Origin of the sequence: Cloacibacillus evryensis DSM 19522 (assembly GCF_000585335.1) — a bacterium.
GTDB classification, from domain to species: domain Bacteria; phylum Synergistota; class Synergistia; order Synergistales; family Synergistaceae; genus Cloacibacillus; species Cloacibacillus evryensis.
The window spans coordinates 1,032,806-1,054,101 of sequence record NZ_KK073872.1 but is presented as its reverse complement, the minus strand read 5'-3'; the positions used below and the strand labels follow the sequence as shown (position 1 = coordinate 1,054,101).

Below are 21,296 nucleotides of genomic sequence, written 5' to 3'. Positions count from 1 at the left end.
CGCCTATTTTCAGTCCTTCAGTTACATATACAGCCGGATGTATCAACCCGCGCAGCATACCGTTTATCTGCGCGACGACATCTTTACCTCCGACTGTCGCACAGTGTCTCCTGCCATAACATGGTCCCCTATCTGAGCAATAGGTTCGACAAATCCATTGGACGGAGCTTTTAACAATCTTTCAGTCGTATACCCCATCTCCATCCCCGGAATACCGGTATTGGGGATGGCTCCGCCATCTGAAATCAAACGGCCGAGGTAATGTCCGCGTTTTGTCTCCACAACATAATGAACATCGACCTTGGCCGTAAATCCCGGGCCTATACCTATAACCAGCGGAGCCATATTTATAGCCGTCCCGGTATTTCGCTTCGCCATGATGGCGTCTACCAGCAAATTCGGACGCAGCGCCTTTATCGAATCTCCCTCCGGGTCTACCAGTACGGAAACGTCTCCGCTCAAAAAAACCTCTTCCGCGGAAGATATCTTTCTCACCGGCATTCCGTCGATGACACAACTTCCATCGAAGACGGCAGATGCGGCCGATACTGTGCGCCGCACCACAAGCGGCGCGTGCGTTTCGAGCGAAAGAACGCGAAAACCGCATCGCCACAGCCTGTAGATTATCCCCGTCGCGAGGTCTCCTCCGCCGCGGACGATGGCCAATCTGCCGTCCCTTAACATTTTTATATGCTCTTAGTTGAAATCGCCCAGATAGACGGGGACTTCGCCCTCCATCTTTATTGCGTCCTTCGGGCAGAGGGCGGCGCAGAGGCCGCAGCCGTCACACTTATCAGGGGCGATGTATGACTTTTTCTTGCCCTCGACGTCGACTATCTTTATCGCGTCATAGAAGCACCAGCTCGGGCAAAGCCCGCAGCCGACGCACTTATCCTGGCAGACCTTGCTGATCGCCGTATGCTCGCGGTCGACCTTATCCCAGGTGATTATCTGCGGCAGCGTGATGCCGCGGAGCTTGTTGATGTCGTCGATATTATGGTCTGCAAGGTACTTTTCTACTCCCGCAAGGAAGTTCCCGACTTCGGCAAACTGCTTCGGGCCATACATGATCGCCGTGCATGTCTGTACCGTCGTCGCGCCGCACATGATGCACTTGATCACATCTTCCCAGCTGAATATGCCATTGGTCGCCGAGATCGGCATCCCCGTGGCGGCAGCTATCTTCGCGATCCACTTCAGCGTTATCGGTCGCATCCAGGGACCGCCGACGCCGGCGTAACCGCCGTGCAGCAGCGGGCGGCCCGTCTCAATGTCCACGTCGAGCGCGGAGAAGCGGTTTACCACCGTAAAGCCGGCCGCGCCCGCTTCTTTGCAGCGTCCCGCGACGTCGACGATGCTGACGGCTTCGCTGGTGAGTTTTACGAAGACGGGGATTTTAACGGCGTCACAGACGATGCGTGTGACCTCTGCCGCCGCCTCCGGCGAGTTGCCGAGCTCCTGGCCGCTCTTGTAGCCGAGGTCTTTGGGATGCGGGCAGCCAAAGTTGAGCTCGAGCATCGGCAGGCCGAGGTCTTCCATGCGTTTCGCCAGCTCGATCCAGCTTTCCTTTGAGTTTCCGGAGATACTGCCCACCAGCGTACAGTTACGCTCGTCGCACTCTTTCTTCGCGATCGCCATCTCGTTCATCCATTCCTCTGTGTTGTAAGTGGCGAGGAATTCGCAGGAGTAGTTCGAATAATTATTGGGCCAGCCCTTTTTATGAAGTACGGTAAAGCGCGGCGATACATACTTCTGGGCAAGAGGCTCCGGGCTGTAGGTCTTGGCAATGACGCCGCCGGCCCCGGATTCCGCGCAGCGGCGCATATATTCGCCGTTCTTGCTTGGCGAAGCGGAGGCGATCACCATCGGGTTTTTAAATTTAACACCGCAATATTCTACGGTAAGATTCGGTTTCATTTATTTTCCCTCCATAAGTGCATGGTAAATATTTTGAAGAATGAGGCGTTTACGCGTCAGATAAACGCCTCATAGGGATAAACTCGTCTGTTTTATCTGGGTGCGCCGAGTTTATTTTTCAGCAGTGAGCATTCGGGGTCGACCGGCTTATTGGGGTCCTGATAACGGAACTCCATCGTCATGCAGCCGAGGGGAATGCTGTAGGGGCCGTGCTTCATGCCGGGAAGGCGCGAGCCGTAGTAGCCCTTGGCCATCGTGAGGTTTTTGTTCGTATCGGTCAGATAGCCGTCCACGACATAGATCTCTTCGCAGAAGTCATGCGACAGGACCTCTGGCATCTCCGTTTGGGGAGGGAACTTCAGAAGCCTCGTGTAATTTCCCGTCTCGGGGTCATAAGAGAGGACCTTTTCCATCGTTCCGTTGTAGCCGCCCTCCACAAGCCGCCATTCGCCGCGAAGATCCACATCGCGAATTTCATATTCCTGCTTTGCCATAACAAAAAACGCCTCCTTGTGAATTTTATATAAAGATAAAATTTTAATCAGTTGCCTTTATACCATGATGACTTGCAGGTCATCTCGTATACGTTGCCCAGCCTGCGCCCAAGGATCGGGTCCTCGAGCTCCGTCTCAAAATAGGGGCTGTAATCGGCCTTAAAGAGGGAGGCGACGGTTCCTGAATAGACAACGAGCCCCTCCGTGTCCTTAGGGTCACAGAGAAGCTTTTTCGCTCTCTCCGCAAGATCCGCCGCGTCCAGCATGGCCGTCAGTTTTGCCTCCTGGAAGAGCTTTTTCTCTCCGTCCGCTTTGATCCAGCTGCGGATGATGATGTCGTCCCAGTGGTCTATCACGTCACTCAGCTTCCAGAGTTCTTTGCTGATCGTGTTTGGATATATCTGTTTGGCTTTAGGTATGTCTATCGTCTCAAGCTTGCGGTCGGTGTGGTCGCTGCCGACGCCTACATATATTTCGCTTTTGTCAAAGAAAAGGGCAAATTCCGCCTCTCCCGAATGGTCCGTCTCATCAAGCACCTCAAATTCCTCTGACTGCGTGAGCTTATCGGTAAATTTGGGAAAATATACCGGAGTCTTATCGGGCGCGGGTATCCCCTCCTCCTTCAGCTCGTCGATGTGGGCCTGCACGGCGGCCTGGTCACGCCCCGTATAGCCTGCGTTGATGATATGTTTCGGGATAAAATCGATTACCCTTTCTTCTCCGTTTTTTTCTAATACCTTAAACTTCACAATACCGGCTCCTCTCATGCAAAAGATGCCTGCAACAAATATGCATTTCTTAATAATGGATGTGTTTATCTATTTGGCATACAAATTATCTATTTTGAATGCAATTTTGTCAAGAGGATACATTGACTTTTGGACAAAAAAAGAGAGCCTAACTTCATAGGTTCTCTTCTTCAAATTTATACGCAGATTATTCGATCCATTTTCAGTTTTTTAAGCATCCGGCAGGATCTCTTATCAAAGCGGCATAACTGTTTTCCAAATGTTCCTTCATCGCAAGGCGCGTTTTTTCCGCGTCTTTGTTCCACAGCATCTCCACCAGGCGCTCATGTTCGCTTATGACCTCGCCCCAGCGATCTTTTCTCTTGAGCATCAGCAGCCCCATCCGCAGCACCTCGTCCTGAACGGTGCTCCAGAATCTCAGCAGCCGCTCATTTTTCATGCTTTCGACCACAAGGTAATGGAATTTAAGGTCAAGGGTAGTGAGCGTATATACTTCGGTAGCCGACTTCATCTCATTCAGGATTGAGTCCAATTGTCCGGCGGCCACTCTCGGCTCTCCGTTTTTCAACAGGTCATCCAAAGCGGCGTATTCGACAAGGTTGCGTATCTGTATGATCTCGTGGACGTCGGCGATGGTGACGGGACGTACCTGCATCCGTTTTCCCTCTCCGGGAACGAGCCAGGATTCCTGCGACAGCCGCTGTATCGCCTCCCGCACAGGCGTGCGGCTCACGCCAAGGCTCTCGGACAGTTCGCGCTCTTTAAGTACGGAGCCGGGAGGATATTTCAGGGAAATTATCCCTGCTTTGATCTTTTCATATACCTGCGCAGATAATGACTTTTCTTCCATTCATTTCACCTCATGCGTTAGGATAGCATACTTCCGTCATATTGGCATACATTTTTATCATTATCTTTGATTTTCTCCAAAAAGATCATTATAAATACATTCTTTGTATTATTTATACCATTATATACAAGTCTATTATTATCCTCGTTCCTGTACTGCGAAAGCCGCAGATATCGCGTACCTTCTTCCGGCTTTTGTTTGCTGGGCGCCGATGTCACATGCTGTCAAAATCATCAACTATTTCTAATTTCTTTAAATGTTCCGTATAGTTGAGGCCGCAAAGGCAGAAGCCCTTGGCTTGGTCGTGCGTTAGAATCCCGTAGGCCGCGTTATCAAGATGCAGCCGCCAGAAGCAGGGACGCTCTATTCCCAGAGCCCCGGCAAGCATCGGCTTCAGCAGCGCCCTGTGCGATACCAGGGCGATAGTTTCTCCCGCATACTCCGCGACGGTACGTTCCAGTTCGCGCAGCGAGCGCCGGCGCACCTCTTCGATGTTTTCCGCGCCGTCGACGCGGAGCGACTCGGGGGCTGTAAGCCAGGTCTTCCACATTTCCGGAAACTCCTCAATGATCTCGCTTTGCAGGCGATTTTCCCACGATCCGAAGCAAATGTTGCGGAATCCATCTTTTACGACCGGCGACAGTCCCAGGCGCAGGCCGAGGATTTCGGCGGTCATCACCGCGCGCGACAGCTGGCTCGTGACGATACGTCCGATCCCGAGCTCCTTCATACGCTCAGCCAGCGCCCGCGCCTGCTTTATGCCGTTTTCGTTGAGGGGGAAATCGACGCAGCCCCGGATGCGCCGCTCCCTGTTTCCCGCGCATTCGCCGTGTCTTATGAAATATATCGTCGTCTTTGCTGACATCGCATCATCCCTCCCTGTTCATCCCCGCAGGTTTGGATGCCGTCCCGGTTCTTATCATAACGGTTTCCGCCTCCAAAGTTTTTCGGAACTGCCGCCGCCCGTCACCTGTTCTGCCTGTTGTGCGCGGCGGTATGATGATATCTTATTAAAGTATATCATTACAATGGTATTTATTATTTTACAGATATCGACAGGAATACCCGGCGCGGCGCTGGAGGAACAGCAACACGAAAGTATCCGCCGCTTAGGTCCATCCGGAAAAAATCGAGACCGCCTGCTGATATGCCGGCGGTCTCGATTTTTATTTACAGGGCTTATGAAACTATAGTTTTTAGTCGGAGAGGGCCGGAGCCTCGCCCGTGGGTACTTCCTCCTGCTGCGGCGCATCCCCGCCGCCGCTCTCCTCCTGCGCCTCCGTATGAGGCAGCGGGAGCTCGACTGTCGGAGCACCGTCAACTATGGCTGGCAGGGAGTACATCACACTCGACACCGCTCCCAGGCTGAGGTCGCGTTCTACCGTTTTGATGACCTCTTCGGTGTCCTCGTTGATGACCGTTATCTTGATCCTGTGGCTCGGTCCCTTAAGCTTTACGACGTCACGGTCGCCCGCGTAGAACTCCATCGCCTTATCCTCGTCGCCGTCAACGACCACGTTCATATAGGCTATCTCCTGATACTCGTGTCCGTCGATGGCGGCCGTCTTATTGTCGATAAGCACCTCGTGCTCTTTGCCGACATAGTAGAGGACAAAGCATAGGAGAACCAGAAGCGCGACGAGCGCGAGACGTATGATCAGCCTCTTTTTATTTATATTGTGCGTCATGGCTATTCTCCTCTCAGGCTCCTTCTGGCCTCGATCTTATCCCTCTGGCGCCTCCAGGCGTGAAGCACGAGGGCCAGGGCGATGATGCCGTAGGAGACGAAGACGCGGAAGTATTCCCCAAGCTGCGCCTGCCCGATAAGCTCCTTGCCGGCCATCGGGGAGACGACGAACATCAGGTGGAAGAGCACGACGCCGACAAAGACGTTGGTGATCGTCGCGCGGCTGACGGATGCTCCGCCTATGAGGATCGCGGCGATGGCGAACATTCCCGCCTGGTCGTGGCTGTTGTAGGTGTTCATCGTGCCGATGTTCTGCAGGAATATTATCTGTCCGAAGCAGGCCAGCACCGTGGAGATCACGATCGCGATGATCCTCGTGCGTTCCACGGGGATACCTGCCGATTCGGCGACCGCCATATCCTGCCCGAGCGCGCGCATGTCCTGCCCGAGCTTCGTGCGGCGGAACCAGACGATGAAGAGGCAGAAGATGCCGATCAGGATGAAGGTCGCCACCGGTACGTCGATCGTGCCGATCTTAAACGGGATGAGGTTGTCGAGAACATGGCGGACGCCCGTGAGGTTTATCGCGTTGCGTATGCCATATCCGCGCGAAAGCACCAGCTGCGGGTTCGATATCGGCAGGATGTTGCCCATCCCGTAGAGCACGATCAGCTGATAGACGCCATTGATGAAAAACCCAAGGATATACGACGTCACCATTTCGCGGCCTTTGGCGCGGTTGAGGACGGCGCCGCATATATATCCGAGCAGGATCGCGATCGGCATGCCCACGATCGAGGCCAGCAGCATTCCCTCCCAGCCAACGACGGCCCAGTCAGTGACGAATATGAGCCCAATCTGCCCCGCCATCGCGCCGAGGACCATGCCGAAGTTGAGTCCCATGCCGGCAAGTATCGGGATGAGAAGGGAGAGGACGAGGAAGGAGTTTCTCGCCAGGCGCGTGAACATCTCCTGTATCAGATATGTGGCGGAAAAGCCTGAAAGCGGGATGGCTATCGCGGAGAGCCCGATAAAGACGATCGGGACCGCGTAGTCGGCCAGCATACTTTTCAATTCACGATTTCTTTTAGCCATTAGCGTTTCACCGTCACTTTCCGCGTAAGGGCATAGAGGATCATGCCGTTACTGACGATGATGCGGATGACCTCAGACATGTCCGTCTGCATGACGCTGTTGATTACCGAAGGCGTCATTGTCAGTATTCCTTGGAACAGGAAGGTCCCGACGACGACGTTGACCATCGTGGCCTTATTGACGGAGGCGCCGCCAAGCAGGATCGCGGCGACGGCGGGGAAAGCCATATAGAACGGCCCCATGTAAAGCTGGATGAATCCGAAGCTCTGTTCGTAAACCAGTATGCCGACCGCTCCAAGCACCGTCGAAAGGATGACGGAGATCGTGCGCATACGGTCTACGTCGATGCCGGATGCACGCGCGAATTCAGGATTGGAACCGACGGCGGTGACCGCCGTTCCGATCTTCGTCCGGAAGAAGGCCCATACGAGGAAGGCCACGAAGGCGAAGAAGAGGAACATCCCCACCGGCACATAGAAAAATTCGCCTATCTGGATATTCACATACTTGCTCAGCGCGTTTAGCCAATAGCCCTCGACGCTTATCGTCGTGCGGAGCCCAGAACCGCCGTAGCCCCAGATCATCGTCGGGCTCGTATATGGGAGCAGCAGCCAGGCGATGCACATGAGGGCGACGGATGAGAATCCAACGTAGGTGGCGATCATCATTTCGTCTCCCTTGACGCGGTTCAGCAGCTGTCCGTACAGCCAGCCGAGTACGACGGCTATCGGAATGGCGATCGCCGCGGCGAGGAGGAAACCGACGCTGCCCCTTATGCCGATCTGTATCGAGGTGACGGCTCCGAGGAGGCCGGCGATGATGCCGAGCGGCAGTCCGAAGTTCAGCCCGCATCCCGACTGTACCATCGGGACCATCGCGAGGACGAGTATGCCGTTCATTCCGACACGAACGAGCGTGTCGGAGAGCGAGGCGTCGATCCGCACGCCGACAAACGGCGCGGCGACGAAGAGCGCGCACAGGAAGAGGGCGATTATTACTCGCGGCCATCCTGCGTTCTCAATAAATTCCTGTAATTTATTCTTCATTTTTTGCTCACCTGCGTTCCCTTTATCAATTTACGGCGGCTGGTTCTTCGACGTGGCCAAGCATCAGCAGTCCGAACTCTTCTGCCGGCGCCGACGCCGGCAGGATGCCGGAGACCCTGCCTTCGTTTATTATCACTATGCGGTCACAGATGGAACGGAGCTCCTCCAGCTCGGAGGAGGTCATGATGATCGTCGTTCCGTCCTCTTCGTTGACGCGGCGCAGCGTATCGAGAACGAGCTTTTTCGCGCCTACGTCGATGCCGCGCGTCGGCTCGGAGACAAAAAGTATCTCCGGGCTCACCGCGAAGGCCTTCGCGAGACAGACCTTCTGCTGGTTTCCCCCTGAAAGCTCTATCGCGCGCTGGGCGGGGCCGGTGCAGCGTATCTCAAGGGATTTTATATATTCCCTCGTGCACTCCTCGATCGCCTTGTCGTCGCGCCATTTGACAAGGCCTCCGGCCAGCTTTCTAATAAACTTCTCCTGCACCTGCATCGCGGTGAAGGTTATATTCCAATCTATCCCCTCTTCAAGCAGAAGCCCTACGCCTCTGCGGTCTTCAGAGACGAAGGCCATCCCCTCTTTCAGAGAGGCGTCGGGGTCGTTGAGTTTTATCTCTTTTCCGCGCAGGAAGACCTTGCCGCCCGCGGCGTAAAGTCCCATGATGCCGTTTGAAATGCCGACCTTCCCCTGTCCGGCCAAACCGCCGAAACCGAGAATCTCGCCCTGACGGACCTCTATCGAAACGTCGCGCACCGTCTCTCCCGGCATGTCGACCCAGAGATGTTCCGTACGCAGTATGACGTCGCCGATCGTTTTCTCCTTTTTCTCAGCCTTCTCCTCGCCGGCCTTATCGCCCTTTCTGTCTACCATCCAGGCGGCGATCTGGCGGACGTTGGTCTCCTTCGTGCAGGCCTCCTGTATGACGCGCCCGTCACGAAGGACGATGAGCTTGTCGCAGAGGTCGATGATCTCCTGAAGCCGATGCGATATGAATATTATCGCGATACCCTGTTTGGAAAGTGTTTTGAGAGCCGAGATGAGGACGGTCGCCTCGCTTTCGGCAAGGACCGCCGTCGGCTCGTCAAGGACGAGAAGCCTCGTTTTGCTTCTGTCGATCTCGCGCGCTATTTCGGTAAACTGCTTGTGGCCGACCGGCATCTCGCTGATCAGCGTCTCCGGGCTGAGTTCCACGCCGAGCGTTTTTATCGCCTTTTCGGCCCTCTCCCTCATCTCCGGCCTGTCGAGCGTCATCAGTCTCTCTCCGAATACCTCGACCAGCGCGTTGTACTTTACCGATTCCCTGTTCAAAAGTATATTTTCCGTGGCCGTAAAGCCCGGGATCAGGGAAAATTCCTGATGGACCATTCCGATGCCGGCTTCAAGCGCGTCAAGAGGGTCCTTGAAACGGACCTCCTGCCCGTCGATCATAATTTTCCCCTCATACCCACCCGTCTCCTGAATGACCGGCATCCCGAAGAGGATATTCATCAAGGTCGATTTTCCAGCGCCATTTTCTCCTACCAGCCCCATTATCTCTCCGGGCCGCAGTGAAAACGTTACATCCTGAAGAACTCGGTTGCCAAAATATTCTTTGCCGATGTTCTCCATCTTCAAAAGGGGAATTTCCATGGACATATATTTCACCTCTTATATTTTCCCAAATATATCGCCGCCGCCTCACTTTAATGGACGACACGCAATGCATCTTAGTGTTTTTTACGTAAAAATTCAAGAAAAAACTGCCGTCGGGAGTATGCCGTTGTACCACAAAAGTTTTTCCGGCGCTTCGCGCCGGAAAAACTTTACGTGACATTACACTGCGTGTTACTTAAGTTTGATGTATTTCTCGGGAACCTTTTCCTTGGTCACGCCCATGTAACCGCGTCCGAATACATAGGTATCCTCGTAGACGAGAACAAATTTCTTTATCTTCATCTGTTTCGCCATATCATAGTAAGGCGCGCCGTTCCATTCCGCGCCGGGAGTGTATTTGTCATAGCACTTCCAGAGGTCTTTAAGGTTGTAAAGCTTCGCGCTGCCTTCGGTTATGCGCTTACCGTATTCGGCGAGGGCGCAGACCGTGCTCCATCCGTAGGAATAGGGCCATGTTCCCATGCGTCCCTTGCCTCCGGAAGCCACGACCGTCTTTTCAACCTTCTTCATGATCGCGGGCCAGTTTCCGGCCTCTTTCTTGAGGTCGATGCCGAACGCTCCGGGATAGCCCATCAGCGGCGAGGGAAGGTCTGGCTCGACAAAGATCGCGCCGTATTTGGCGACCTGCTTGAGGAGCGGCTCCGTCTGCGCGTCGTTGGTGCAGAAGAAAGCCGAATCCTTGCCGTACTTCTGTACCCACGCCGGGACCTTTTCAAGGATGAACTGCTGCGCTCCGGCCACGCCTACGTCGCTCGTGGGGTCGGGGGCCGTCTCAAAGGCAAACTTCATGCCGAGATCCTTGCAGGCCTGCTCCATGATCGCGCGGCGGCGTGAAAGCAGCTCGTAGCTCATGTGGCGCGGGAAGGAGATGTGCACGAAGGTCTTAGCTCCAAGCTTCTTTGCGGTGTTGATGATGAGGTAGCCGCGCATGATGTTGTCCACGCCGACCGCGAAGTCCGCGGTGCTCGTGATCACGTTCGGGTCCTCCTGCGGTTCTCCGGCGAAGCAGAGGATGTCCTTCCTCTTCTCCTTGACGCGGCGGAAGGCCTCCGTCGTTCCGGGGATCGCGTCGTCGACTACGATGACCTTCATCTTGGGGTCGTCGGCGAGTCCGACTATCTGGGAGATCGTCGTCTCCATCTCCGACATGAAGTTGTCAGGCATCGTGACATGCTTGATCATGCCGCCGTTAGCCACGTCGCCGTATTCCTTGATCAGGCGTTCGGCGCCGCGGTAGGTGTCTTCGGCCTGGGAAACGGTCAGCGTCGCGACTCCGATGTGAAAGGCCGGCGCGGCAAAGGCCGCCGTCGCCATAAATGACGCGGCGATCAGCGCAAAAAGAAAGACTGTTGCTCTTCTCATGTTGAATCATTCCTCCTTAAATTCAGTGCGTATTTGGTACTTATATGGAAAACACGGAAGGAGGATCATAAAAATCCGCTTCCGTGTCTTTCAGCAAATCAGTCTCCGCAGATCGTCAGCTCTCTGGTAAAGTGGTTCAGCGCCTCGCCGCTGCCGTCGGGACGCACCGCGACCAGGTTTTCGATCCTGACGCCGAACTTGCCGGGAAGGTATATCCCCGGTTCGACGCTGAATACATTGCCGGGCGCGAGCGGAACGTCGTTGCCCTCTATCATATAAGGGCTCTCATGGACTGCCAGGCCTACTCCGTGTCCCACGCGGTTGAAGAAAAATTCGCCGTACCCCGCGTCGATAATGACCTGGCGCGCCGCGCGGTCGACGTCCTGGCCCGTCGCGCCGGGCCTCACGGCGGCCTCGCCGGCTGCCTGCGACCTCTTCACGATCTCGTATACCTTTTTCATCTCTTCCGTAGGCGTGCCGGTAAAAAGCGTGCGGGTCGTGTCGGAACAGTAGCTCTTATACCTTCCGCCAAGGTCGAGGATGACGATGTCGTTCTCACCGATGACGCGCTCTCCCCCCGAATAGTGCGGCATCGAGCCGTTGGGGCCGCTTGCGACGATCGGGTTGAAGGACATCTGGGTGACGCCCTCTTCCTCAAAGAACTCGGGGATCTTCTTCGCCACGTCGCGTTCTTTGATGCCGGGACGGATGAACTTCTGGAGTTTCGCTACCACTTTGTCGACTATGCGCGACGATTCGCGCAGCACCTCAAGCTCTTCCTCATCCTTCCGGGAACGTTGTCCGGCGAGCAGGTCAGCTCCGTTCACCATCTCCATCGGCATCGCGTCGCGTACGGCAAGCATGTCCACCGCGCGCACGCCGTCGTTAAAAGCTATCCTGCCGCCGACGATGCCCAGGTGCTCACAGCCGCGGCGAAAAGCTCCCGTGAAGCCCTCATGGTCGTTCCACTCGGCGTAAAAGGGAACATCTTCGAAAGCCTTGACGATCTCTTCTTTATAAAGCAGGGGTGTCATCGCAAAACAGCGCGCGTCTTTAGCGACCATCAGGCCGCGTACGCGCTCATCCGGCTGGGTGTCAAGCCCTCCGACATATTCCAGATCCGTGGAAGGACCGATATAAAGCGCATCGATCCCCCTATCCTTCAATGTCTGCGCCAGACGTTCGACTCTTTTTTTCTTTATCATATGGACAACTGCCTCCTGTAAGGATATTTTTCAGCGGCCTTATATTCAATTTTATGAATTTATGAATGTAATTTTTACTTATTTTATCTGCACAAAATACTGATATATTGAACTGCTAAAAAACGTCACACCCCGCCCCCCGCAACGGCATTTATTAATTTAGCTTCTCTATATTAAACCACGGACAGAATATGTCAAGCACTGAAAATTCTGGTCACGCAGCTTAAGAATTTACTATTTTAATTAATTATATATTAAATGCAACTGATATATAAGGCGCTTTTTTTATTGACAGCCCAAATAAAGGTAGACTATAATCCGGCTGTCTGCTATGGCAGATGCGCGCCTCCCTGAGATTGTTTACGTAAAAAATAAGTATACAGTTTCGAGATGCGGCAAAAAAATTTAGGAGGAATCCTTATGAAAAAAGCTATGCTTTTATTGTTTGCTGCGTTGCTTGCGCTCTTTGTAAGCACCGCCGCTATGGCAGCCGAGGCGCCGTTCCATATCGGAATAGTGACCGGGACAGTATCACAGAGTGAAGACGACCTCCGCGGAGCAGAGCTGATGATCAAGAAATACGGAGATGTGGCCAAGGGCGGCATGATCCAGCATCTCACCTATCCCGACAACTTCATGTCGGAGATGGAGACGACGATCTCCCAGATTGCCGGACTCGCCGACGACCCCAAGATGAAGGTCATCGTCGTCAACCAGGCGATCCCGGGAACCGCTGAAGCTTTCCGCCGCGTCAAGGAGAAGAGGAAGGACATCCTCTGCTTCGCCGGCGAGGCCCACGAAGACCCGAACGTCATCACCTCAGTCGCCGACATGGCGATCAACGCCGACTTCGTCTCACGCGGATACCTCATCATCGATACCGCGAAGAAGCTCGGATGCAAGACCTTCGTACACATCTCCTTCCCGCGCCACATGAGCTACGAGACGCTCGGACGCCGCCGCGCGATCATGGAGCAAGCCTGCAAAGACCTCGGCATCAAATTTGTATTTGAAACGGCCCCCGACCCCACGAGCGACGTAGGCGTGGCCGGAGCCCAGCAGTTCATCCTTGAAAAGACGCCGGCATGGGTCAAGAAGTATGGCAAGAACACAGCCTTCTTCTGCACCAACGACGCCCACACCGAGCCTCTTCTCAAACAGCTCGCCAAATACGGCGGATACTTCATCGAAGCTGACCTCCCCTCGCCGCTGATGGGCTACCCCGGAGCGTTCGGCATCGACCTCACGAAGGAAGCCGGCAACTGGCCCGTCATCCTCAAGAAGGTTGAAAAGACGGTATCAGATTCAGGCGCAAAGGGCCGCATGGGTACATGGGCCTACTCCTACGGTTACACGAACAGCGCCGCCCTTGCCGAATTCGGCAAGCGTATAGTCGATGGCAAGGCGAAGCTTAACAGCAAGAAAGACCTCCTCGCCTGCTACGCGGAGTTCACCCCCGGCGCGAAATGGAACGGTCAGAACTACACTGACCTCGGAACCGGCGTCACGAAGAAGAACATGATGCTCATCTACCAGGATACCTACATCCTCGGCAAGGGCTACATGAAAGCCACCGACGTCAAAGTCCCTGAAAAGTACCAGAAGATCAAGTTCAGCGGCAAATAGGCCGGGCAACGCTCGCAAAAAAGCAGTAATACCAGGTTACATCTGCGGCATGGCTTTAGGGCCATGCCGCTTTTTGTCTCATGTTCCTAAATGGAAATGCCGCCCCTCGGCGGTGTTATGCCTGCTTCTTATACATTTTTCGATATGCGGCGGGGCTGCATCCTGCCTGTTCTTTGAAAAAACGATTAAAGGCGGACAGCCCGCCAAAACCTACAGACGCTGCGATATCAATCACCTTTTTATCTGTCTCGGATAAAAGCCGCTTCGCCTCCCGCAATTTGAGAATATCCATATATGCCTTCGGGGTCATCCCATAAACATCTTTGAATATCTGCACCACCCGCCGCTCGGAAAGTCCTATCTCACGCAGTTCGCCGTTCCATGAGGTCTGACGCTCGTATAGCTCGTCAAGATGTTTCTTCACCAGCCCGGCGATCTTCTCCATCGGTCTGTAAGACAGAAGGTCGCTCCTGCATCGCTTGCACGGGCGGAAACCTTCTTTCATTGCTTCGCCGGCGCTATGAAAAAAACATACATTTTCCCGCAGCGGTTTCTTGGATTGACAGGAGGGCCGGCAAAATATGCCTGTGGATTTCACGCCATAGAAAAACGACCCGTCATAATTGGCGTCGTTCGTTATCACAGCTTCATACATCTCATCCTCAGTCATTTGCCGGCCCCTTTCTCCATGTCGGTTAATGCGTTTGAATATACGCGTCCAGCTTATTATGCCAGCGCTCAATATCACATTCCTGCGGGTCGGTCGCTTTTCCCAGAAGAAGATCGACCAAATGGCGCGGGACCTTCCCGCCTATGTGCATGGCCTTGACGCAGGAGACGCAATAAACCGCAACGTTTTCACAAGGCATACTGTCAGCTCGCCTTTTCATCGCAGCCAAGATTTTCTCCTTATCACAGCTCGGGTATAAACTATCCCCGCAGCAAACTGAGTTCGTGCCGATATTTTCCGCTTCGACGATTCTAATCTTCATTTTTTTCAAAATGGCTCTGACCGCCTCGTGTACGCCAGGCTCGTTTCGCACGGGGCAGGGATCGTGAATGCTGACTTCCATCCCCTTATAATCCGGGAACGGAAAATTATCCAGCTCCCGGATGACTTCCCACAGCGAAATCGTTGAGACGCCGTCATAAAGGGAACCGAATCGTTTGCCGCATCCGGCGCACACATTGATAATCACCGAACCGCCCGGCAGCTTGGGATCATGGCGGCAGCAGATATCGTGCATCTCTATTTCAGGGAAGTTTTTAAGCAGATAATCAAATATTGTTTTTACGTTTTCCGGCCGATAGATGCTCAACGCGCAGCCGGGATTAAAGTATAAATTTGCCGCATCTTTCAAAGACATAATTTCCACCTCGATTTTATTCACATGTTTCGTCATTTAGAGGGCATGATCTACGCCTCAACGCAAGAATAGCATATCATTTCTTTGAATTCTTCTCAAAAACGGCTATTCAATTCTGCCATTTCACCCGCGGCCCTCCGGCCCTTTCCGCATCGCAGGACAGACGCCGCCCCCCTTGCTCCGCGGACATTTTTTTGTGCGAAATCATTAAGCAATCGTTTGCATAAACCTTTGACAACGCGGCGCTTTATATGTATAGTTTCCCTTTAACCGCGCAAAATTTCGGCGCAAGAAAAATATAAAGCCTCGGGCTTGAGAAGGGACGTGGGGATAGGGTTGAAAGACAAGATCCAGCTCTATGGATTCAACAACCTGACAAAGACGTTGAGTTTCAACATTTACGACATCTGTTTTGCAAAGACAGACCGGGAAAAGCAGGATTATATCGCTTATATCGACGAGCAGTATAATTCGGAACGGCTTACTAAGATATTATGCGGCGTCACGGATATCATCGGCGCCTGCGTGCTGAACATCTCCAAGCAGGATTACGACCCGCAGGGAGCGAGCGTCACCATCCTCATCTCCGAGGAATCGGTGCCGCCGGCGCAGATCGACGAATCATGCAATATGGGCCGTTGGGCGGAAAAGATCAACGAGGAACGCGAGACCGTCGTCGCCCATCTCGACAAGAGCCACGTGACCGTGCATACCTACCCCGAATTTCATCCAAACAATGATATAAGCTCATTCAGAGTCGATATCGACGTCTCCACCTGCGGAAAGATATCGCCGCTGAACGCGCTCAACTACCTCATCGGCCAGTTCGACTCCGACATCATCGCGCTGGATTACCGCATCCGCGGCTTCACGCGCGACATCGACGGGAAGAAGTATTACAAGGACCATGAGATAAATTCCATCCAGAACTACATCGACGAAGCTACGCTGCGCCGCTATGACGCGATAGACGTCAACGTCTATCAGTCGAACATATTCCATACGAAGATGATGCTGAAGGAGATACGGCTCGCCGACTACCTCTTCAACATCGATCCACGCGAACTGCCTCCCGAGGAGCGTCTCTCGATAACCGACCGTATCACGAAAGAGATGCTCGAGATCTACTACGGGATGAATATGTATTAAGTGGCCGCGATGAAAGAGAGAACATACAAACTGGCGCAGGAGAGGGCTCCTTTGCTGGAGGCGCTCGCCGAGTACCGCAAGAGCCGCGTCGTCCCCTTTGACGTTCCCGGACACAAACAGGGCCGGGGAACGCCGGAGCTGACGGAATTTCTCGGCAAGGCCTGCCTCTCCGTCGACGTAAATTCAATGAAGCCGCTCGACAACCTAAGCCACCCGACCTCCGTCATCAAAGAGGCGGAGGCGCTGGCCGCCGACGCCTTCGGGGCGGACGACGCCTTTCTGATAATCGGCGGCACCACCGCCGCCGTACAGGCGATGATCATGAGCGTCTGCAAACGCGGCGATTCGATAATCATTCCGCGAAACGTCCATAAGTCGGCGATCAACGCGCTGATCCTCTGCGGCATCGCGCCGATATATGTGGACCCCGGCATCCATCCCGAACTCGGCATTTCGCTCGGTATGTGCGCGGATGACGTCGAAGCGGCGATCGCCGCTCATCCCGAGGCAAAGGCCGTCTTCGTCAACAACCCCACCTATTACGGCATCTGCGCCGACCTCGGGCGCATAACCGAAGCGGCGCACCGCGCGGGAATGGCGGCGCTCGTCGACGAGGCCCACGGCACGCACTTCTACTTCGCCTCAGATATGCCGCTGACGGCGATGGAGGCGGGAGCCGACATGGCGGCGGTCAGCATGCACAAGACAGGCGGCTCGCTGACGCAGAGTTCGCTGCTGCTCATGAAACGAGGGCGTGTGCGTCCCGATTACGTGCGCACGGTGATCAACCTCACGCAGACGACCAGCGCCTCCTATCTTCTCATGAGTTCGCTCGACATTGCGCGCAAGGCGCTCGCGACCGAGGGAAAGGAGACCTTCTCCCGCGTCGTCTCGCTCGCCGAATACGCGCGCGGCGAGATAAACAAAATCGGCGGCTATTACGCCTTCTCACGCGAGATAATCGACGGCAAGTACATCTGCGGCTTCGACACGACGAAGCTCTCCGTCAATACGCTGAAGATCGGCCTCGCGGGCGTGGAGGTCTATGATCTGCTGCGCGACGACTACGGGATACAGATAGAGTTCGGAGACATGGGCAATATGCTCGCGATCATCTCCGTCGGCGACAACCATTACGCGATAGAGCGCCTCGTCGCCTCGCTCTCGGAAATAAAACGCCTGCGGGGGCGCGAGGGGCTTCATCTGCTCGATCACGAATATATCCCTCCTGTGGTGCGCATGACGCCGCAGGAGGCCTTTTACGCGCCAAGCAGGCCGCTGCCGATTCGGGAGGCGGTGGGAAAGATATCCGCGGAGTTCGTCATGTGCTATCCGCCCGGCATCCCGATACTGGCGCCAGGCGAGGAGGTAACGCGGGAGGCGCTCGACTACATCCTTTACGCGAAGAAAAAAGGCAGCCTCGTCATGGGGCCGCAGGATATGGAGTTAAACGATCTATACATCGTAAAATAGGAGGAAGATAATCATGGAGCTATGGTACACGGAAGAACATACGCCGACGGTGCGTTTTTCAATAAAGGTAAAAAAGCAGCTCTTCGGCGGCAAGAGCCCCTTTCAGCAGATAGACGTCTTTGATTCGGAGGAGTTCGGGCGTTTCTTCACCCTTGACGGCCTGATGATGCTCACCGAGAAGGACGAATTTATCTACCACGACATGATCGTACACGTCCCGATGGCGACAAACCCGGACGTCAGGCGCGTCCTCGTCATCGGCGGCGGCGACGGCGGCACGGTGCGCGAGCTGACGCGCTACAAAACCATCGAAAAGATAGACATGGTGGATATCGACGAAATGGTCGTGAAGGTCTGCCGCGAGCTGCTGCCCTTCACATCCCGCAAGCTTGGCGACCCGCGCGTCACGCTCTATTTTGAGGACGGCCTCAAATTCGTGCGCACCGCCAGCGAAAAATACGACCTTATCATCGTCGATTCGACAGACCCCTTCGGCCCCGGCGAAGGACTCTTCACAAAGGAATTCTACGGCAACTGCTTCAAGGCGCTGACGGATGACGGCATCCTCGTCAACCAGCATGAGAATCCCTATTACGACTCCTACCGCGCCTCAATGAAGCGCGCGCACCAGAGGATAGAGGATTTCTTCCCCGTCTGCCGCGTCTATCAGGCCCATATTCCGACATACCCTTCCGGACACTGGCTCTTCGGGTTCGCCTCAAAGAAATTCGACCCGATCAAAGACCTTGACGCCGCCGCCTGGAACGGCCTCGGCCTGGAGACGAGATACTACAACACCGACTTGCACGTCGGCGCCTTCATGCTGCCCAACTACGTGAAACAGGCGCTTGAGCTGAAAGACTAGATGGAAACGAACATTCAGGGATTCATCGGCTGTTCCTCGCCCTACGCGGAGGCGCGCGCCGTCCTCTTCGGCGCGCCCTTCGACTCGACGACCTCCTTCCGTCCGGGCACGCGCTTCGGCCCCGCCGCGATGCGCTCCGAATCCTTCGGGATCGAGACCTACAGCCCCTATCAGGACAGAGATCTTGAGGATCTCGGCGTATTTGACGCGGGAGACCTCGACCTGCCCTTCGGCAACGCCGCCGCGGCGATAGAGGCGATAGAGGCCGCCGCCGCGGAGATACTCGCCGACGGCAAAACGCCGGTGCTGCTGGGAGGCGAACATCTCGTTACGCTCGGCGCGGTGCGCGCGGCGGCAAAAAAATATCCCGGCCTGCGCCTTATCCACTTTGACGCTCATGCCGACCTCCGCAGTGATTACATGGGAGAAAGCCTATCGCACGCCTCGGTGATCCGCCGCTGCCACGACATCCTCGGTGACGGCAGGATATTCCAGTTCGGCATCCGCTCCGGCAGCCGCGAAGAGATGCGGTGGAGCGCGGGGCGCACGACGATGGAAAAATTCCGCGCCGAGACCGTTGGCGCGGCCGTAAAAGAGATCGGCGAAGCGCCGGTCTATATCACGCTAGACCTCGACGTCACAGACCCAGCGGAGTTTCCCGGCACCGGCACGCCCGAGGCAGGCGGCCTGCGCTTCGCAGAGCTGCTGAAAGCGCTGCTGGCCCTGCGCGGCCTGAACGTCAAAGCCTTCGACCTCTGCGAGCTTTCGCCGCACTACGACAACTCTGGCGCTTCGACCGCGCTGGCCTGCAAGACGCTGCGCGAGATGCTGTTAGCTTACTGCGGATAGGAGCGGACAAGTTATGAAAAAGGTAAAAATCACCGTCTTAAAGACCACTTTGGACAAAGAGCTCGCCGAAGAGTATGGCGCGGAAGGACTCGGCCCCTGCCCGATGCTGCGCGAGGGACAGACGTTCCACGCCGACTACGCGAAGCCGGAGGGCTTCTGCGACGAGGCGTGGAAGGCGATATACCAATACGTTTTCGCGCTCGCGCACGGCTCCGGAAACGGCCTGTTCTATTACGGCGACTGGATCAGAAAACCCGGCGTCGCGATCTGCAGCTGCAACGACGGCCTGCGCCCCGTCATCTTCAAACTTGAAGCCACCGACGAAGACTCGCGGATAGATTACGAACCGGTAAGGTAAACGGAGGTTTATCTTGTCATGCCGGGCTTGACCCGGCATCCAGTGGCTTCAGGTTTGTTCCAACATCAATTGTAAAGCAAAAACCAACGCCACTCGGCCCCGGCTCGGAGGCCGGAGCGATGGAAATGCGCTAAATCGCAGTTTACCATTTACCTGACTTTCTTGATGCGTTTGCCCTGACTGGAAAGTTCATCAAGTACATCGATGATTATATTAGGTGGTATAATAAAAAAGTGAATCAAGAGCACTTTGGGTTATCTTAGCCCGAAAGACTATCGGAGCCTACACCTATTTATGCAGCTTAGCTTGGTCCGATTTTTATCCGTAGGCCCTACTCGCAATAAAATCATGCAATACAAGTGATGTGTGCCGAGATGTCTGTTTTCAAAAACTCGCATCAGCAGTGCGAGAATTCACACGAGACTTCGCTTGCGAAAAAAAGAGGGGCTGTAACGGAACCATGAGCAGTCAACTAATACATAACAACCATGCCGCGTATGGTGAGATTATATCCATCATTGAACGCTCCCGTGAGAACGCCTTTCGAGCCGTGAACCGAGAGTTAATTTCTATGTACTGGGAGATCGGCGCCTATGTCAGCAACAAGGTTAAAAACGGCGGCTGGGGCAAATCCATTGTCACAGACTTCGCCCGATTCATGGAATCAGAACGTCCGGACATCAAGGGCTTTTCTGCATCGAACATCTGGCGCATGCGCCAATTTTACGAAACGTACAGTGGCAGCGAAAAACTCGCACCATTGGCGCGAGAAATCAGCTGGACGCAGAACCTGATAATAATGTCACGGGCAAAGACCGATGAAGCGCGGGAGTTCTATCTGCTTCTCTGCGGCCGGAACAATTATACCAAGCGAGAACTGGAGCGGCAGATTGACAGTATGCTCTTTGAACGCACTTTGTTTTCAGATGAGCGAAATAAACTTTTTCTTGCCAAAAACACTGGCCTCACAGCACTACGTGACAGCTATGTCTTGGAATTCCTTAACGTGCCGGAGAACCACAAAGAAAAAGAGCTTCGAAAATCCATTGTGGCGAACATTCGCGACTTCATCTTAGAGTTTGGCAAGGATTTCACGTTTGTCGGCGAAGAATATCTTGTTCAGGTCGGCAACAAAGACTTCCATATTGATCTCCTTTTCTACAATCGTGAACTATCTTGCCTTGTAGCGATTGAACTTAAGGTAACGGACTTCAAGCCGGAGCATCTCGGACAGTTGGAATTCTACCTTGAAGCTCTCGACCGCGACGTCAAGAAGCCGAGCGAAAATCCCAGCGTCGGCTTAATCCTATGCGCCGGAAAAGACGATATGGTCGTAGAGTACGCTTTGAGCAGAAGCCTGTCGCCCACGCTCGTGGCTGATTATCAGCTGCATCTGCCGAATAAGAATATTTTAACCGAGAAACTGCGGGAACTGAAAGAACTCGCCGATGTGGAAACCGGCGAGGACGACTCCTAACCGTGCATCATTATGGCTGATGTCGAAGGCGGCCCGCAACGGGCCGGACGGGCGGATCGTCTGCGCCGCCGTC

At 54.5% G+C, this 21,296-nt stretch carries 21 protein-coding genes; 7 read left to right on the top strand and 14 right to left on the bottom strand.

Features of this window, described 5'->3' with window-relative positions:
• Positions 1 to 63: 63 nt before the first annotated feature.
• The 12 genes from yqeB to CLOEV_RS04485 all read right to left on the bottom strand — a co-directional run bounded on the left by yqeB (position 64) and on the right by CLOEV_RS04485 (position 12,059).
• Positions 64 to 684: a selenium-dependent molybdenum cofactor biosynthesis protein YqeB gene (gene yqeB / locus CLOEV_RS04540; protein ID WP_051484886.1), complete on the bottom strand. Its 621-nt coding sequence runs from the start codon at positions 682 to 684 to the stop codon at positions 64 to 66.
• A 12-nt stretch (positions 685 to 696) separates the two neighbouring features.
• Complete coding sequence (locus CLOEV_RS04535) at positions 697 to 1,917, bottom strand: tRNA-dihydrouridine synthase (protein ID WP_034442158.1); 1,221 nt, start codon at positions 1,915 to 1,917, stop codon at positions 697 to 699.
• 92 nt (positions 1,918 to 2,009) lie between these two features.
• Positions 2,010 to 2,411 carry a cupin domain-containing protein gene (locus CLOEV_RS04530; RefSeq protein WP_034442155.1) on the bottom strand — a complete coding sequence of 134 codons (402 nt, stop codon included), beginning with the start codon at positions 2,409 to 2,411 and terminating at the stop codon, positions 2,010 to 2,012.
• Positions 2,412 to 2,458: 47 nt separating this feature from the next.
• Positions 2,459 to 3,160, bottom strand: coding sequence for a DUF2848 family protein (locus CLOEV_RS04525; RefSeq protein WP_218915503.1), 702 nt, complete (start codon positions 3,158 to 3,160; stop codon positions 2,459 to 2,461).
• 202 nt (positions 3,161 to 3,362) lie between these two features.
• Positions 3,363 to 4,010 carry a GntR family transcriptional regulator gene (locus CLOEV_RS15795; protein WP_008710916.1) on the bottom strand — a complete coding sequence of 216 codons (648 nt, stop codon included), beginning with the start codon at positions 4,008 to 4,010 and terminating at the stop codon, positions 3,363 to 3,365.
• A 214-nt stretch (positions 4,011 to 4,224) separates the two neighbouring features.
• Entirely contained in the window at positions 4,225 to 4,875 is a 651-nt protein-coding gene (locus tag CLOEV_RS04515) for a histidine phosphatase family protein (RefSeq protein WP_034442150.1), read from the bottom strand.
• A gap of 331 nt (positions 4,876 to 5,206) precedes the next feature.
• Positions 5,207 to 5,698, bottom strand: coding sequence for a DUF6672 family protein (locus tag CLOEV_RS04510; RefSeq protein ID WP_008710912.1), 492 nt, complete (start codon positions 5,696 to 5,698; stop codon positions 5,207 to 5,209).
• A gap of 2 nt (positions 5,699 to 5,700) precedes the next feature.
• The gene (locus CLOEV_RS04505; RefSeq protein WP_008710910.1) at positions 5,701 to 6,792 is read right to left on the bottom strand and encodes an ABC transporter permease; all 1,092 of its coding nucleotides are present in this window, start codon (positions 6,790 to 6,792) and stop codon (positions 5,701 to 5,703) included.
• The gene (locus CLOEV_RS04500) at positions 6,792 to 7,838 is read right to left on the bottom strand and encodes an ABC transporter permease subunit (protein WP_008710909.1); all 1,047 of its coding nucleotides are present in this window, start codon (positions 7,836 to 7,838) and stop codon (positions 6,792 to 6,794) included. Before CLOEV_RS04500 ends, CLOEV_RS04505 begins: the two co-directional genes overlap by 1 nt.
• Before the next feature lie 25 nt (positions 7,839 to 7,863).
• Positions 7,864 to 9,474: a sugar ABC transporter ATP-binding protein gene (locus CLOEV_RS04495; protein ID WP_008710906.1), complete on the bottom strand. Its 1,611-nt coding sequence runs from the start codon at positions 9,472 to 9,474 to the stop codon at positions 7,864 to 7,866.
• A 189-nt stretch (positions 9,475 to 9,663) separates the two neighbouring features.
• The gene (locus CLOEV_RS04490) at positions 9,664 to 10,854 is read right to left on the bottom strand and encodes a DUF3798 domain-containing protein (protein ID WP_008710904.1); all 1,191 of its coding nucleotides are present in this window, start codon (positions 10,852 to 10,854) and stop codon (positions 9,664 to 9,666) included.
• A 98-nt stretch (positions 10,855 to 10,952) separates the two neighbouring features.
• Positions 10,953 to 12,059, bottom strand: coding sequence for a M24 family metallopeptidase (locus tag CLOEV_RS04485; RefSeq protein ID WP_008710902.1), 1,107 nt, complete (start codon positions 12,057 to 12,059; stop codon positions 10,953 to 10,955).
• Between the two features lie 420 nt (positions 12,060 to 12,479).
• Between CLOEV_RS04485 and CLOEV_RS04480 the strand changes: the two genes are divergently transcribed.
• Positions 12,480 to 13,685 (top strand): DUF3798 domain-containing protein, encoded by a 1,206-nt coding sequence (locus CLOEV_RS04480; protein ID WP_008710901.1) that lies wholly within the window; start codon positions 12,480 to 12,482, stop codon positions 13,683 to 13,685.
• Positions 13,686 to 13,800: 115 nt separating this feature from the next.
• Here CLOEV_RS04480 and CLOEV_RS04475 read toward each other — a convergent pair whose 3' ends face one another.
• Together CLOEV_RS04475 and CLOEV_RS04470 are read right to left on the bottom strand one after the other, a co-directional pair.
• Entirely contained in the window at positions 13,801 to 14,355 is a 555-nt protein-coding gene (locus tag CLOEV_RS04475) for a bifunctional transcriptional activator/DNA repair enzyme AdaA (protein WP_034442146.1), read from the bottom strand.
• Positions 14,356 to 14,380: 25 nt separating this feature from the next.
• Complete coding sequence (locus CLOEV_RS04470) at positions 14,381 to 15,052, bottom strand: heterodisulfide reductase-related iron-sulfur binding cluster (protein ID WP_034445332.1); 672 nt, start codon at positions 15,050 to 15,052, stop codon at positions 14,381 to 14,383.
• 336 nt (positions 15,053 to 15,388) lie between these two features.
• On the opposite strand from CLOEV_RS04470, the gene speD reads away from it, so the two are divergent.
• The 6 genes from speD (at position 15,389) to CLOEV_RS04440 (ending at position 21,223) form a co-directional block, all read left to right on the top strand.
• Positions 15,389 to 16,201, top strand: coding sequence for an adenosylmethionine decarboxylase (speD, locus tag CLOEV_RS04465; RefSeq protein ID WP_008710896.1), 813 nt, complete (start codon positions 15,389 to 15,391; stop codon positions 16,199 to 16,201).
• A 9-nt stretch (positions 16,202 to 16,210) separates the two neighbouring features.
• Positions 16,211 to 17,674, top strand: coding sequence for an aminotransferase class I/II-fold pyridoxal phosphate-dependent enzyme (locus CLOEV_RS04460; protein ID WP_034445330.1), 1,464 nt, complete (start codon positions 16,211 to 16,213; stop codon positions 17,672 to 17,674).
• Positions 17,675 to 17,687: 13 nt separating this feature from the next.
• On the top strand, positions 17,688 to 18,539 hold the full coding sequence (speE, locus tag CLOEV_RS04455) for a polyamine aminopropyltransferase (RefSeq protein WP_008710892.1): 852 nt from the start codon (positions 17,688 to 17,690) through the stop codon (positions 18,537 to 18,539).
• On the top strand, positions 18,540 to 19,388 hold the full coding sequence (gene speB / locus CLOEV_RS04450; RefSeq protein ID WP_034442142.1) for an agmatinase: 849 nt from the start codon (positions 18,540 to 18,542) through the stop codon (positions 19,386 to 19,388). It begins immediately after the preceding gene.
• A 13-nt stretch (positions 19,389 to 19,401) separates the two neighbouring features.
• Positions 19,402 to 19,746 (top strand): TIGR04076 family protein, encoded by a 345-nt coding sequence (locus CLOEV_RS04445; RefSeq protein WP_034442139.1) that lies wholly within the window; start codon positions 19,402 to 19,404, stop codon positions 19,744 to 19,746.
• A gap of 460 nt (positions 19,747 to 20,206) precedes the next feature.
• Entirely contained in the window at positions 20,207 to 21,223 is a 1,017-nt protein-coding gene (locus CLOEV_RS04440) for a PDDEXK nuclease domain-containing protein (protein ID WP_051484885.1), read from the top strand.
• Positions 21,224 to 21,296 lie beyond the last annotated feature (73 nt).